Annotated in this window: 14 protein-coding genes; 4 read left to right on the forward strand and 10 right to left on the reverse strand. The window is 66.6% G+C overall.

The genetic code is table 11. From position 1 onward, the window contains the following. Nucleotides 1-499: 499 nt before the first annotated feature. From CHC08_RS48835 to CHC08_RS50065, 4 genes are all read right to left on the reverse strand, one after another. Nucleotides 500-736 (reverse strand): hypothetical protein, encoded by a 237-nt coding sequence (locus CHC08_RS48835; RefSeq protein ID WP_143653523.1) that lies wholly within the window; start codon nt 734-736, stop codon nt 500-502. Between the two features lie 141 nt (nt 737-877). Further along, nucleotides 878-1,249 carry a hypothetical protein gene (locus CHC08_RS38965; protein WP_179282466.1) on the reverse strand — a complete coding sequence of 124 codons (372 nt, stop codon included), beginning with the start codon at nt 1,247-1,249 and terminating at the stop codon, nt 878-880. 18 nt (nt 1,250-1,267) lie between these two features. Continuing rightward, on the reverse strand, nt 1,268-1,777 hold the full coding sequence (locus tag CHC08_RS38970) for a hypothetical protein (protein WP_143653524.1): 510 nt from the start codon (nt 1,775-1,777) through the stop codon (nt 1,268-1,270). Between the two features lie 93 nt (nt 1,778-1,870). Continuing rightward, nucleotides 1,871-2,512 (reverse strand): hypothetical protein, encoded by a 642-nt coding sequence (locus tag CHC08_RS50065; RefSeq protein WP_089212416.1) that lies wholly within the window; start codon nt 2,510-2,512, stop codon nt 1,871-1,873. Nucleotides 2,513-2,929: 417 nt separating this feature from the next. Between CHC08_RS50065 and CHC08_RS38985 the strand changes: the two genes are divergently transcribed. Continuing rightward, the gene (locus CHC08_RS38985) at nt 2,930-3,739 is read left to right on the forward strand and encodes a PrsW family glutamic-type intramembrane protease (protein WP_089212417.1); all 810 of its coding nucleotides are present in this window, start codon (nt 2,930-2,932) and stop codon (nt 3,737-3,739) included. A 131-nt stretch (nt 3,740-3,870) separates the two neighbouring features. Here the strand turns inward: CHC08_RS38985 and CHC08_RS52610 are convergent, their stop codons facing one another. The 3 genes from CHC08_RS52610 to CHC08_RS39000 are packed head-to-tail and all read right to left on the reverse strand — an operon-like array spanning nt 3,871 to nt 6,741. After that, nucleotides 3,871-4,794, reverse strand: a complete 924-nt coding sequence (locus CHC08_RS52610) for a TIGR03943 family putative permease subunit (RefSeq protein ID WP_179282467.1) — start codon at nt 4,792-4,794, stop codon at nt 3,871-3,873. Further along, the gene (locus CHC08_RS38995) at nt 4,791-5,822 is read right to left on the reverse strand and encodes a permease (protein ID WP_089212456.1); all 1,032 of its coding nucleotides are present in this window, start codon (nt 5,820-5,822) and stop codon (nt 4,791-4,793) included. The genes CHC08_RS52610 and CHC08_RS38995 overlap by 4 nt, the downstream gene beginning before the upstream one ends. Nucleotides 5,823-5,877: 55 nt before the next feature. Continuing rightward, nucleotides 5,878-6,741 carry an NUDIX hydrolase gene (locus tag CHC08_RS39000; RefSeq protein ID WP_089212419.1) on the reverse strand — a complete coding sequence of 288 codons (864 nt, stop codon included), beginning with the start codon at nt 6,739-6,741 and terminating at the stop codon, nt 5,878-5,880. A gap of 334 nt (nt 6,742-7,075) precedes the next feature. On the opposite strand from CHC08_RS39000, the gene CHC08_RS39005 reads away from it, so the two are divergent. Further along, nucleotides 7,076-7,849, forward strand: coding sequence for a neutral zinc metallopeptidase (locus CHC08_RS39005; protein WP_089212420.1), 774 nt, complete (start codon nt 7,076-7,078; stop codon nt 7,847-7,849). A 64-nt stretch (nt 7,850-7,913) separates the two neighbouring features. Here CHC08_RS39005 and CHC08_RS39010 read toward each other — a convergent pair whose 3' ends face one another. Next, nucleotides 7,914-8,693, reverse strand: coding sequence for a M15 family metallopeptidase (locus CHC08_RS39010; RefSeq protein WP_245878839.1), 780 nt, complete (start codon nt 8,691-8,693; stop codon nt 7,914-7,916). A gap of 549 nt (nt 8,694-9,242) precedes the next feature. On the opposite strand from CHC08_RS39010, the gene CHC08_RS39015 reads away from it, so the two are divergent. Next, nucleotides 9,243-10,415, forward strand: a complete 1,173-nt coding sequence (locus tag CHC08_RS39015) for an ATP-binding protein (protein ID WP_245878840.1) — start codon at nt 9,243-9,245, stop codon at nt 10,413-10,415. 120 nt (nt 10,416-10,535) lie between these two features. On the opposite strand, the gene CHC08_RS39020 is transcribed toward CHC08_RS39015, so the two are convergent. Both CHC08_RS39020 and CHC08_RS39025 read right to left on the reverse strand, forming a co-directional pair. Further along, nucleotides 10,536-11,375: a MauE/DoxX family redox-associated membrane protein gene (locus CHC08_RS39020; protein ID WP_089212458.1), complete on the reverse strand. Its 840-nt coding sequence runs from the start codon at nt 11,373-11,375 to the stop codon at nt 10,536-10,538. A 5-nt stretch (nt 11,376-11,380) separates the two neighbouring features. Continuing rightward, entirely contained in the window at nt 11,381-12,331 is a 951-nt protein-coding gene (locus tag CHC08_RS39025) for a hypothetical protein (RefSeq protein WP_089212422.1), read from the reverse strand. A 307-nt stretch (nt 12,332-12,638) separates the two neighbouring features. On the opposite strand from CHC08_RS39025, the gene CHC08_RS39030 reads away from it, so the two are divergent. Continuing rightward, nucleotides 12,639-13,184 (forward strand): SigE family RNA polymerase sigma factor, encoded by a 546-nt coding sequence (locus tag CHC08_RS39030; RefSeq protein WP_089212459.1) that lies wholly within the window; start codon nt 12,639-12,641, stop codon nt 13,182-13,184. The last annotated feature ends 2 nt before the right edge of the window (nt 13,185-13,186 follow it).

Raw genomic sequence — 13,186 nt, forward strand, 5'->3', positions numbered from 1 at the left:
TGTGTTGGCGACGGCCTTGCCGCCCTTGCCGAAGCCGATGACAAGGAGATCGGCGTGAAGGGTGTCGTTGGTGGTGTCCATGCCTCCAGTCTCGACACGCAGAATTCCCACCAAAAGGCACATTAGTTCCTTTTTGCCCCATGAACGTCTCATCATGGATTTGGTGGGTCGTCTCACCCGCCTGGCGTTCCTGGGCACATGCTGCCTTCTCGCCGGCGCCACCGTCCTGGACGTGCCCCGCAGGGATCGTGGTCCGTCAGCCGACGGTGAGAGTCCGATCGACACGGCGTGGGGTGGATCGCCTGGATCATCGTGCCGGCGGTGCTGCACGGCTCCGGGTTCGGACCGACGGACGGATAAGCCCTCACCGCTGAGGAGGGAGCAGGCCGAGCTCGCCTCGTCAGTGTCTTCAGGAGGCCATGGTCACTCGGGTGTCAGTCCGTTGCTGCCGGACCAGGTCTGGTCCGGCCCCCCGAGTGCGACGTGCTCGTACCTGGTCTCAGTACGACGGGTCCGAGATCGACTCGGCTCGATAGACGTCCATCGCCTCGTCGCCGTCCTCGTCGACGCCCACCTTCCGCAGCGCCAGAGTCCGGCTGCCGATTTTCAGTGAGCGTTCACCGTTGTTCTCCGTGGATGCGAACACCGACACCGCATGGCCGTGCATATCGCGTACCTGGTCGTATTCCGGGCTGTCGGGAATGTCAAGTTTGATGCGCCTTACCTGGTCTGTCACCCTCTCAGTGTGAGGGGCTGAGCCCTACAAATCGACAGTATGCGCACAATATTCGGCACCATTCCACGGCGGAAGGTTCTGGCTGGAGGCTGGAGGTCCCGCCTCATCGCAGCCGTCGGCAGTGCGACCTATCGATATTCCCTAGGGCAACGGGTCGATCACGATGTGCTGGTCGTACTGGGTCAGCTCTCCGCCGCGATCCGTAAGGATGGGCCACTTGGTGCTCCGAGCGCACCAGATGACGTGCCCGGCGGTGATATCGCGTGAACCGTCGAGGATCTCCGCGATGTCTCCCACTTTGCCGTGGGTAAAGTCATCGATCTTTACACCGGGCGTCGTGACAAGCTCGAACAACTCCACCTGGGTGGACATGGGAGAGATGGACAACACGGCCGCCAGACCGGTTGCCGGAATGCATATCCCGCCACCGCGGAAAAGGCACATGGCGGCGATGCTCCGGGAGTATTCGGTCTTCGCCACCGCGATGTCTACCAGGGCACTTACGTCAAGCACTCGACCCGGGAGCATGTTTCAGCCCCTCCGGAAATGACGAATGCCGATCTGTCCCCACTCCGCCTCGGACAGCTGGTCGACCCCGAGTGATTCGGCCGCGGTGTCGAGATCTTCCCGATGGAGGTTCCAGCGGTGCATCAGGGTGATGACGTGGGGTTTGTTGCCGATCTCTCGCTGGACGGCGGCATGGATCACGTCGGCGACCTTGTTTCCGGTCAGCCGGGCCTTACGAGAAAGCGCTTCGTAGTCCGCTCTGTCCAGCTCTATCGTGATGGAGGTGTCAGGGCTCGGAATGCTGATTTCCGGCTGACCTTCTCGGGGCTGGAGATGCGCCAGCCACAGGGGAACCGACGCCGATTCCCGCATGGCGGAATCCTTGTCGTTCGGTGGTGACGTGTCCGATCCTGTGCCGTCTCGCCAGGCCGGCAGTGGGTAGGCCATACGTTTGACAGTAGCTGTGAATTCCGGCGTCGGCATCACCTTGGTGTGACTTTGAGGATCAGTCGATATGTCGATCAAAGATTGCACCGGCGTCTTCGTTCTTTCTCCGTGTATCGGGTCTGCGCGCATCGGGATCGGGCCTCGGCCTCGAATGTCCCGGAGGCCTCGGAGCCGAGCGGCTCACCCCGTGAACAAGGTGACAGGTGGAGCGGTCTCCGAGGTGGCAGGCGGAGTGGCGGGCGAGGTGGCCGGTGGGGTGACAGGCGGAGCGGTCTCCGAGGTGGCCGGTGGGGTGGCAGGCGGCGTGGCCGGCGGGGGGACGGGCGAGGTGGCGGGCGGGGTGGCCGCAGCCGCGCCGCAGGTTCCCGCGGCCTGCCGTTCCTGGACCATCTGGTCGACCGTCTTGCTCTGATATTCCTGTCGCAGATCGGGCGAGGGCACAGACCGCCACGAGCCGCTCTCGAAGAGGAAGTCGAAGGTTGCCGCCTCGCTCAACCGGGTCGCCTGGACGCTGGCGTTGTCGCCGGTGACCGTGACCTTGGTGATGGTGAACGAGGTGCCCGGTATGCGTTGTGGACAGAGCTGGAACAGCCGGACGTATTCCTCGCGGGCGATCAACCCCTGGGCTTCTGTGCCCCACATGTCCCAGAAGTCGCCGTAAGATCCGCTGGCGTAGGTGTCGAGCATCAGCTGGGCGGCCTGGCGGACCGAGGTCTCGGAGTGATCGGGCCCCTGCGTCGAGGGAGAGCTCGCCGGTGAGGAAGGCGGGTTGAGCACCGTGAACACGATGATGGCAGCCCCGATGAGCAAGCCGAGAACCATGATCAGTATTGCGGCCAATCCACGACTTGTCTCGCCCCGGGACGGCGGGCCGTACTGCGGCGGATAGCCCACGTGCGGTCTCCGAGGGGCCGACAGGAACGGACAACATGATCGTAACGCTCGCCGCATCTTACTGGCCATGTGACCGTGGAGGACGTGCGGCTCCAGGCGTCACGACGCCTCCGTGGAGAGGGGACGCACTCCAGGCGCTCTGGCGTGCGGCTGCCTCGTGGCTCGGATCACACAAGAAGATCATTGCCCTGGTCGAGCGCTCCGGGAGATGGCTGGTGCCAGTGGTGTTCATGATGGTTTGCGGGACCATTGCGACGGAGTCCTTTTTCGGCTAAATGTCGAGCTTTAGGTAAATATGGGCGATTAGTCCGAATTTGGATCACCTTAATCGGGGAACAACCCCCCATGCGTGAGCATTTGAGGTTCTACCGACATCGATGGTTCAAGGTGTGGATCGCCATGATCGCGCTGTCTGCCGCGCTCATCGCCGTCATCCAGACGGTCGGCAATCAGGCAGTGCTGCCGGCGGCATTCTTCTACGGTGCCGCGGCCGGGCCGATCGCGCTTCTGGTCGCCATCCACGACCGCACCGGGATCGGCAACAGCGTGCCGGGCACCACGCTGATAGGAATGTTCCTGTTCGGCGGGGGCGTCGCCCTCATGATCGGCGGATACTTCGACTCACTCCTCATCACCTCCAAGAACGGTCCCACGATCCTGCGGGTCGGATGGATCGAGGAGGCGGCCAAGATTGTCCCGCCCCTGGCCGTCGCGCTCAAGGGCCGTTACCTGACCAAAGCCGCCGGCGTCGCGCTGGGCCTGTCGTGCGCGACCGGTTTCGCGGTCATGGAGTCGATGTCCTACGCCTGGAAGAGCATCCACTCCGACGGTGTGATCGGCGCGGGCACGGTGCTGTTCATACGCGGTCTCACCACTCCTTTCAGCCACCTCGTCTGGACCGGCCTGATCTGTGCGATTGCCTTCGGAGTCTGGGAGGTGAAGGGGCGGGTCGTGATCACGCTTCCCATCGTCGGCGCCTTCGTGGCGGCAGCCGTACTTCACTCGCTCAACGACGGCCTGCTCACGATCAACATCCCCGGGCCAGCCAGGCTGCTCTTCATCGGCGTCGCGGCCGTGAGCTACTGGCTTTTCTACCGGGCGACCCGCGACCTGAAACCGAGGATGGTCTTAGGCCCGGAGCCGTTACGGGTCTGACCTTCCGAGCCCGCACTCGTTCCCGCGCCTACGCCCGCATCCGTTCCCGTGCCGCCAGGTGGGCCGACCGTGAAGGCCGCCCTGGCGACGCGGGCCGTACGGACCGGGAAGGAGACCGGGAGAGGCCTCGCCTACTCGTACGGCTCGTCCGGAGCCGCCACCTTCGCGAGGCTTCTGCCGGACAACTGCGGATAGATGACCCCGTTGGGCATCTTGCCGAACGTCTGCGGGATCCAGGTGCCGGTGACCTCGACCCAGGTGTCGGTGGGCGGCGGCTCGATTCCCTTGACCGCGACCTTCAGCGGGAACGCGTCCGCGGCGCAGCAGGCGATCTGCATGCGGGTGACGTACCACTGGCCCTTCTTCCTCGCGGGGACGACAAAGCCGGTCAGCCTGACCTCGCGGTCGGTGAGGGACTTCTTGTCGTCGTCCCAGGCCCGGCCGATGAACTCGCTGATCGGCATGTCCACGGCGCCGTCACCGGTCAGCGGGGTGAAGGCGCTGAGGACCTGGCTGCGCGGCGCGGGCGTGTCGTCCCGGGAGGCGGCGAACGAGCCCAGCGCGGGCGGTGCGATCAGGAAGATCGCGAAGACCGGCAGGCACATCAGCCACGCGATCCGAGGCCCGCCGTGCGCGTGGTCGTGCCCATGCGCATGGTCCTCGTCCCCCGGTGCCCGTCCGTCCCGCGAGGCCGGATCCCCCGAGCCGCCGTGCGCCGAACCCCGCGAGATCGAGCCCTGCGAGGCCAGGTGCCACGCGGCCAGGTCGTACGGGGCCGGATCCCCTGAGCCCTGCGAGGTCAGGTCGTACGGGGTCGGCTCCCGCGAGTGGTCCCGCGCGTGTGCCTCGCCGTCCGAGCCGGAGGAGGACTCCTTCTGCCGGAAGGACTGGACCAGCCCGATGATCCCGAGGATCACCAGCACCGCCCCGGCGCCGATCAGGAACGGCCGGAAGCCCGGTTTCACGTAGTTCAGGTACGTCGTGGAGAACGCCGAGATCCGTAGCACGGCGCAGCCGAGCAGCGTCAGGACCAGGTTCTGGGTCACGCGGTTCACAGCAGCAACCATCCGAAGAGGGCGCTCACCACAACGGCGAGTGCGAAGGTCAGTGGGACGAACCTGACCGCGAAAGCCCTGCCGAACGTGCCGGTCTGCAGCGCGATCAGCTTCAGGTCCACCATCGGCCCGACCACCAGGAAGGCCAGTTTCGCGGTCGGGGAGAACGCGGTCATCGAGGCCGCCACGAACGCGTCGGCCTCCGAGCAGATCGACAGCAGCACCGCCAGCAGCGCCATGACCAGGACGGCCAGCCACGGCACCCCGGCGATCGTGGTCAGCCACTCGCGGGGGACCATGACGTTGAGCGTCGCGGCGGCCAGCCCGCCGAGGATGAGGAACCCCCCCGCGTGCAGCAGGTCGTGACGCATCGCCTCGCCGAACTGCGCCCACTTCGGGCCGTCGCCCTGAGGGCGGGAGGGGATCCGCAGCCACTCGCTCCGGCCGAACCGCAGCCAGAGCCAGCCGACCAGCACCGCCACGGCCAGCGAGGCCCCGAACCTGGCCACCACCATCAGCGGCTGCCCGGGAAAGGCGACGGCGGTCGCGATCAGCACGACCGGATTGATCGCGGGTGAGGCCAGGAGGAAGGCCAGCGCGGCGGACGGAGCCACGCCCCTGGCCATCAGCCCCGACGCGACCGGGACGGACGCGCACTCGCAGCCCGGCAGCACCGCGCCGGCCATTCCGGCGACGGGTACGGCGAGGGCCGGATGTCCGGGCAGCGTCCGGGTCCAGAACGACGCCGGGACGAACGCGGTGATCGCGGCGGACAGGGCGACGCCGAAGACCAGGAACGGCAGGGCCTGCACGCAGATCGCCACGAAAACCGTGGCCCAGGTCTGGAGCGCCGGGGCCGTCAGGTGGGGAGTGAGGGCGAACCGTCCCACGACCAGCAGGATGACGACAAACGCGAAGCCCCACGGAAGGGCGCGTCGCGAGGAGGTTTCGCGACCCCAGGAGTCAGGAGGGATCGGCCCTTCCTCGTCGATCCAGACGCGCTGCGGATCGGTTCGGAGCTCTGACATGCGGGTCATTGTGACAGCCGGCGGCAATGTTCCACGTGGAACATCAGCAGAACACTCACAACTGCGACAGGAGCCACCGGGGACCGGTAACCGTGGCACCCAGGCTCGTGACCCGCTCGCGCAGGCCCCGGTCGGCGGTGACGACCAGGACGCGCTCCCAGGGAAGGGCATCCCGTACGACCTGCACGATGGCGTCGTCCCCGTCGGCGGGGGCGGCGACGACGGAGACGCCGGGCAGCGGAGCGGCGCCGCGGGCGGCGCCCTCCACGACCGCGGTGAGCCGCGGGAACCACCGCTCCAGGTGCGGGAGCTGGTCGGGTACGGCGCGCAGCCCGCCGGAGTTGAGGGCGTCGACCTCGGCGATCAGCTTGGCGGCGGCCCCGGCGCGGTCCTTCCACCATCCGTGTTCGGCCCGGGCTCCCACGATGTTGGCGATGTCGAGGACGACCAGCGAGGGGGCGAGCGCCAGGCCGACCTCCGGCCAGGTCTCGGCGAAACCGGGATGAAGCAGCTTGGTGGCGAGCTGCGCGGGGGTGAGCCAGCGCAGCTCGATGCTCTCGCTGTTGGCCGGGACCGCCTCCAGCAGCCCGGAGGCCTCGGCGATCACGGTCTCGAAGGACCAGCCGCCATGGTCGTCGAGATAGACACCCTGGATCCGGAGCCCGTCACGCTCCAGGGCGGCCTCCTCGCGGGCCTCGCGGAGCGCGCTGGCGATGGAATCCTCGTGGCTGTCGCGGGCACCGCCCGGCAGGCCCCAGGTGCCGCCGTGATGGCTCCACAGGGAGCGCTTCTGCATCAGGATGTGAGGCAGCCCCGTGGCGTCATGGTGGACGGCGAGCAGCCCGGAGGCGCCGTACACGCCCCAGTGCTGATGTCCGCGATCACATTGGGCCCACCCGTCACCGTCTTTGGCCGCCATGGGACCAATGATGCACCAAGGAACCCTGACCTCCGGGAACGGATCGTACGGCGAACGCACCACACACAGCGCGCCCGGTCCACGGCTGTTCCGCGACCGCGATCGGCGCGGCGTCTGAAATGGCGCGTATGAAGCGCCGCGTATATGAAGTCTCGCGTCTGAGGTGCCGTGTATGAAGGCTCGCTGAGGTGCCATATCCGAAGTGCCGTGCCGAACGGCGCTCCTGACACGGGATGCCGATCCCACGGATGCTTCGCGCCATTCCGGATGAACAGAGCAGGCCCGGTAGTACGACCTACTTTGCCCGCTATTTAACTTTTATTAGGTTGGGCTCATGCGGACGCTCCCCTTGGCGGTGCTCTCCGGCGTGCTGGCGAGTCTGTTCCTCACCGGTCCGGCCGCGGCGACCGTCGACCGGATTGAGCGGGTTCCCACGGGTAAGGTCGCCCTGACCGGCAACCCGATCTACAAGACGGGTCGAATGCTGCGGCGAACCTGCCGGGAGCGGCCGATCCACAGCACCAGCCGCAAGGGCACGGAAAACTACCTCGGGGCTCTCCTGAAATGCCTCAACGACAGTTGGAAGCGTCAGTTCGCCAGAGCCGATCTGCCTTTCGCCACGGCGAGACTGCGGACCGTCGGCCGTTCCGGCGTGAGCACCCGCTGCGGCAGGTTTCCCAAGGACGCCCAGGCGATCTACTGCGCCACGGACAGGACGATCCTCTTCCTCCTCGACGAGAACCTCCTCCCCTACCTGGACAGCCTGTTCCTGTTCGAGACCCTCGCTCATGAGTACGGCCACCATGTCCAGAAGCTCTCCGGGATCACCGATGTCGCTTACTCCTGGAACTACCGCACCAAGAAGGGCTACAACGCCGTCCAGCGCAGGTTCGAACTCCAGGCCGACTGCCTGAGCGGTGCCTTCATCGGCAGCGTCTGGGACTCCCTGGACCGCTCCGAGGAGGACTTCGTCTACGTCCGGGACATCGCCGAGGACAGTCCCACCCACGGCAAGGCCGAGAACTACGCCCACTGGCTGACGCGCGGCTTCCAAGACGGGGATCCCGGCGCCTGCAATACGTTCGCCGCCAAATCCAGGGTCTCCTGACCGCTCTGTCCCGGGCCGGGCGCCTGCCGTCCTGAGCGCGTGGAGGCCTGAGTGACTACGGCTCTCAGCCGCCGCTCTCGGAGAAGTGCTGGAAGTCCTTGGCTCCCGACCAGATGCCGCCCCATCCCCAGCCGACCTTCGCGAAGGCCTTGACCACCCGGTCGCCGGGGTTGATCACGCCGGGGGCGTCCAGCGGGCGGGTGCCGAACTTGCGGGCGTTCTTGTGCGCCAGCGAGCCGTCCGCGGACACGTAGGGGTTCTCGCGGGGGTTGATGTCGACCGCCCTGCCGTAGGCGTGCTGGGACCAGCTGCTCGACCCCGTCGCCGGGCGGCAGTTGAAGGCCGAGGTGTTGTCGGCCTCGATCGAGTCGAAGTCACTGCCCTTGTAGGCGTCGACGAGCTGCATCTTGTAGATCGGCCACCGCCAGTCGTACAGGCGTCCGAAGACGTTGACGATGGCGTCGGTCCCGTCCTTGTTCACGACCAGCTCGCCGGTGTGCGGCTTGTCGTCGAAGCCCCAGTAGCTCATCGTGATCAGCCGCAGGTCCTGGACCGGGACCGGGCATCCGGGCCGCCAGGAGTAGGGGAGCTGTTTGCGGGTGACGCGCGAGACCTTGGCCGAGAACTTCGGCGGTCCGGTGGGAGAAGGGCTCGCGGTGGTCGGCTCGGCCGAGGGGGTGGGAGGCGTGGAGGGTGAGGCCGGGACGGCGGCGGACGACGAGACCGGCGCCGGGGTGGACGGCGTCAGCGCCGAGGTGGACGCGCTGCACGCGGCCCCGGACAGGCAGCCGGCCACCACCGCGACACTCGTCCCCATCCGCACTGCCAACTGAGCTTTTTTCATCTGTTGTCATCCCCCATGCCTGACAAACACGATAAGCGGTCATTGTATTTGATTAATTACACGAGGTGATAAACAGCAGCTGAGGAGCTATCTTCCACGCCGACGGCGCCGAATCGACGCCGATCCCGATCCGGCCGGGAAGATCATTTTGGGTACGGCGCGCTTGATGGGGCTGGCTGTCCGGGACTGAGGCGTTTCTCCTGCAGTGGGCGGTCTCGGCGTGGCCTCCGTCTCTTGTTTCGGAGGTTTCTGGCCTGATTTCAGATGTACTGACCAGCGAGTTCGAGTTCTTTGGCGGAGGTTTCTTCGAAAACTATCGTCTCTGTGTTCGAAGCCGCGCTACAGTCGGAGTCGTTGGATCGAACACGGGTTCGGACGATGTCTGCCCAGGTGAAGGGGTGTGTCATGGCGATGCTCACGGTGCCGCCGGTGGTCCTCGCCCCGCTTCCCCGGGTTTCCGTCGAGGATGGCGCGACACGCCGTAGCGCTTTCTACGGAAATCTACGTCGGCCGCTATATCCCGTCATAAAGTCCGAGACCGTGGACCCCGTGCGCAATCCCTACGCCCCCGGTGCGGGGCAGCGTCCCCCAGAGCTCGCCGGGCGCGACCGTGAGTTACAACAGTTCGAGATCGTCCTGGAGCGGGTGGCCCGAGGGCGCCCGGAGCGGAGCATGGTCGTCACCGGCCTGCGCGGTGTGGGCAAGACCGTCCTCCTCAACACCTTCAAGTCGATGGCCATGCAGCGTCTGTGGGGCACCGGGAAGATCGAGGCCCGGCCCGAGCAGTCGATCCGGCGTTCGGTGGCGGCGGCCCTTCACATGGCGATCCGCGAGCTGGCCCCCCGGCATCGGGCCCCCGAGCGCATCGAGGAGTTCCTCGGGGTGCTCAAGGCGTTCGCGATGCGCGATCCGTCCGCGGCCAAGGGCACCTCGCACTGGTCTCCCGCGATCGACGTGCCCGCGGGGCGGGGTCGTGCCGACTCCGGTGACCTGGAGATCGACCTCACCGAGTTGTTCGTCGACGCCGCCGCGGTGGCCACCGATCTGGGTGTCGGCATCGCGCTGTTCATCGACGAGATGCAGGACGTGCAGGCCCCCGACGTCTCGGCGCTCTGCGCGGCCTGCCACGAGCTCTCCCAGAGCGGTGGCCCGTTGATCGTGGTCGGCGCCGGCCTGCCGCACCTGCCCAGCGTGCTGTCGGCCAGCAAAAGCTACTCCGAGCGGCTGTTCCGCTATGCCAGGATCGACCGGCTCGACCGTGAGGCGGCAGACCTGGCGCTCATCGCCCCGGCCGAGAGCGAGGGTGTGGAGTTCACTCCCGAGGCCCTCGACGCGCTCTACGAAGCCGCCGACGGTTACCCCTACTTCGTCCAGGCCTACGGCAAGGTCGCCTGGGACCTGGCGCTGCGCAGCCCGATCACCGCTGACGACATCCGGGTCTCCGCGCCGGAGGCAGAGGAGGAGCTGGCGGTCGGCTTCTTCGGCAGTCGCTACGAGCGAGCCACCCCGGCCGAGCGCGACTACATGCACGCCATGGCCTCCATCGGTGACGAGCCCGTCGCCACCTCCGATGTGGCCGACGGCCTCGGCCGCAAACCGTCAAGCCTCTCCCCGGCCCGTGACAGCCTCATCAAGAAGGGGCTGATCTACAGCGCCGAGCGCGGATTGATCGCGTTCACCGTTCCGCACTTCGGCAAGTTCCTCCGTTCTCAACCTGTCTGAACACATGTTCGATATAGTGTGAGAGGCCCCTAGCCCTCTATATGGCTCTCTAGTGGGGAAGCTAGAGAGCCATATAGAGCTGAATGATGCTGTGCTAGAGAAATCTAAGGTTCTCTAGCGTCAGGCCGATACGGGGAGAGAATCCGGCAGAGGCTTGGCCTTGATCGGCTGTCCGTCGATGCCGACGAGGGCCACCCGCACGGCCGGATGGCGCCCGCTCAGATAGATCGCGAAGACCACGTCCACCGGCTCACCGGAGTGGCTGAGCCCCGGGTAGGCGAAGAATCGCCAGCAGAGCTCCCGCCAGCTGTCAATCGGTTCCGTGCCTGAGAGCAGGCTCTCGTGCGACTGCCAGGCCTTGCTCACGCGCAGGCGGTTGAGCGCGGTGGACGTGTCAAGAGGCCGCTGCTCGCAGGGGGCGCGATACCGGAGCCGGGCGGCTGCCTCCTCGATCTCCGGTGAGAGCGCCAGGAGCACCAGCAATCCGCCGATCGCGGCCGGAGCGTGGGCCCACGTGATACCGGTCAACATCGACCAGCCGGTGGCCCCGGGGGCCTGGAGCATTCCCGCGGACATGGCGGTCAGGACAACGGTGCGGCCCAGCGAGCGCAGTCCCACGGGGGTGGCGCTGACCTCGCCGAAGCAGCCGCAGCCCACATCCGGGCGACGGCGGCGCAACTCCCAGAGAACGTAGGTGGACACCGCGAAGAACGCGGTTATGCCCCACCGGAAGAACGAATAGTCGGTCATCAACAGGCCGACCGTCAAGAACAGCTCTCCGAACGCACAGCACAGCATCGCGGGCGTGTGCCACCGTTCGGCCACCAGCACCGCCGGCCCGAGCTTGCTCAGCGCACCCGGTTCGGACTCGCGCGCCGCCGTCCAGATCTTGGCGACCGTACCCGCCACCAGTAGCAGAACCAGAACCGGAAGCTGCGCGATGACAATCGTCGTCAGCATCTGTGTCACCCCAATCCGAGCCGGACGTTGAAGCACCCGTTGGTCAGGTCACCACCGAGTTCCACGAAGGAGGTCGGCGACAGCTCCACGATCCGGCCACGCGGGGAGGTCCCGCATTCCAGGCAGCGATCGCAGAACCGGCCGGCCATACAGCCACATGCCACGATCGGCAGGACCGAGGTGCGTCCCGCGCACACGTTGCGCACGTTGAGCATCGAACCCAATGAGAGATAGGGCAGACCGGCGCAGGACACCCCGGCCTCGTCACAGGCCGTGTCGGACCGCTCCAACATGGGGTAGGCCGCTCCCTGCTCGTCGAAGTCGAAGGCGTCCGACCAGGTGGCCGTGCCCGAGATCCGTGACTGCACGCTGCTGTAGCCGAGGGGCGGCGGAGGAACGGCCGTCCACCGGTAGGGCGGCTGCGAGGTCGCCGGCAGGCGTGCGTGGGTCACGCCGTTCTCGCGGATCCCGATCGCGTCGAACAGGTAACCCGGTTCGAACTGCGGGTGCCGAACCCGTAGCCGCCCCGAGGCGCCGTAAGGGATGACGATCGTGCGCTGCCCTCGATGCGGCCCGCAGTACAGCTCCACGGTGCGGTCCTTGGCGTCGGTGCCGATCGACTGGATCACCCCGGTCATCCGGGTGACGTCCGCCCAGATTCGCTCCACGACCCGGCCGGCCCGCAGCGCCCTGATGATCACGTTGGAACCCACGGGCAGATCGGCCGGGCTGACGGCCTCGCCGCGCCAGGCGGTCGCCCACGGCGCGATGATGAGCCGTTCCTCGCGGCCCTCGGGAGTGTCGATGACGATCAGATGCGGGCTGACGTCCAAGATCTCGCCGGTGACCGAATGGAGGAGTTCACCTTCGCTGGAAACCGGCCCCGGATCCTGAACGGTCCGGCCAAGCGCGGCCGCCGCCAGGACGCGGCGGCGTTCAGCGCTGCGATAGGGCATTGTCGCTCTCCATGTTCGGCGAGGTGTTTCAGCCAGCGTCACATGCTTCGCGCAGTCCCGCTGTTCGCTCCACCAATAAATACGGCAGGTGTCCGACCATGTACTAGAGTTCCCCCCCTTCGTAGAACGCATTGCACCCATAAACTGTCAAAGCCGCGCCTAGCGGCTCTTGAGTGTCTCACCGCTCAACAATGCCGATCTTTGCCGTTGGCGGGATAAAATATGGATTTCGGTTCAGCCGCACTATGGGCTCCGGCTGCGATTCTGGCCACACGAGGCACACCCTGAGCGCGGGCTGGTGATCGTGTTGACCGGCGGGACCGAAGAGGAGTTTCGCGAGTATGTCGTTGCTCGCGGGTCTGCGCTTCTCCATGCCGCCTACCAACTCACCGGACATCCCAGCGATGCCGAGGACCTGCTTCAGGCGGCGCTGGTCAAGACCTACCTCGCCTGGGACCGCATCGAAGACCACGGGGCCCTGGACTGCTACGTGCGGCGGGCGATGGTCAACATCAACATCTCCTGGTGGCGCCGGCGCAAGCTGGAGGAGTATCCCTCGGAGAACCTCCCGGAGCCGGTGCTCGGCGGCGGACAGGGTTATCTGCCCGAACAGATGGTCACCGGTGATCACAGCCGGCTGCCCGAGCAGGTGGAGGAGGCACTCGACCGGCTGCCCACCCGGATGCGGGCCGCGGTCGTGCTGCGCTACTACGAGGACATGACCGAGCCGGAGATCGCCAAGGCCCTGGGCATCAGCGTGGGAACGGTCAAGAGCACGGTCTCCCGGGCGATGGCCAAGCTCCGCGGCGACCTCACCGTGCCGGAGCAGCGGCAGTTGGAGCCGCAGACCTAGCG

Origin of the sequence: Streptosporangium subroseum (assembly GCF_900188345.1) — a bacterium.
In the GTDB taxonomy this organism is placed as follows: Bacteria; Actinomycetota; Actinomycetes; order Streptosporangiales; family Streptosporangiaceae; genus Streptosporangium; species Streptosporangium subroseum.

Coding starts and splice junctions, on each gene's coding strand:
- CHC08_RS39010 (WP_245878839.1), bottom strand. CDS start 8,693: ATGAAAAAAGCTCAGTTGGCAGTGCGGATGGGGACGAGTGTCGCGGTG.
- CHC08_RS38995 (WP_089212456.1), bottom strand. CDS start 5,822: ATGTCAGAGCTCCGAACCGATCCGCAGCGCGTCTGGATCGACGAGGAA.
- CHC08_RS39025 (WP_089212422.1), bottom strand. CDS start 12,331: ATGCCCTATCGCAGCGCTGAACGCCGCCGCGTCCTGGCGGCGGCCGCG.
- CHC08_RS39020 (WP_089212458.1), bottom strand. CDS start 11,375: ATGCTGACGACGATTGTCATCGCGCAGCTTCCGGTTCTGGTTCTGCTA.
- CHC08_RS39005 (WP_089212420.1), top strand. CDS start 7,076: ATGCGGACGCTCCCCTTGGCGGTGCTCTCCGGCGTGCTGGCGAGTCTG.
- CHC08_RS39000 (WP_089212419.1), bottom strand. CDS start 6,741: ATGGCGGCCAAAGACGGTGACGGGTGGGCCCAATGTGATCGCGGACAT.
- CHC08_RS38985 (WP_089212417.1), top strand. CDS start 2,930: ATGCGTGAGCATTTGAGGTTCTACCGACATCGATGGTTCAAGGTGTGG.
- CHC08_RS50065 (WP_089212416.1), bottom strand. CDS start 2,512: ATGGTTCTCGGCTTGCTCATCGGGGCTGCCATCATCGTGTTCACGGTG.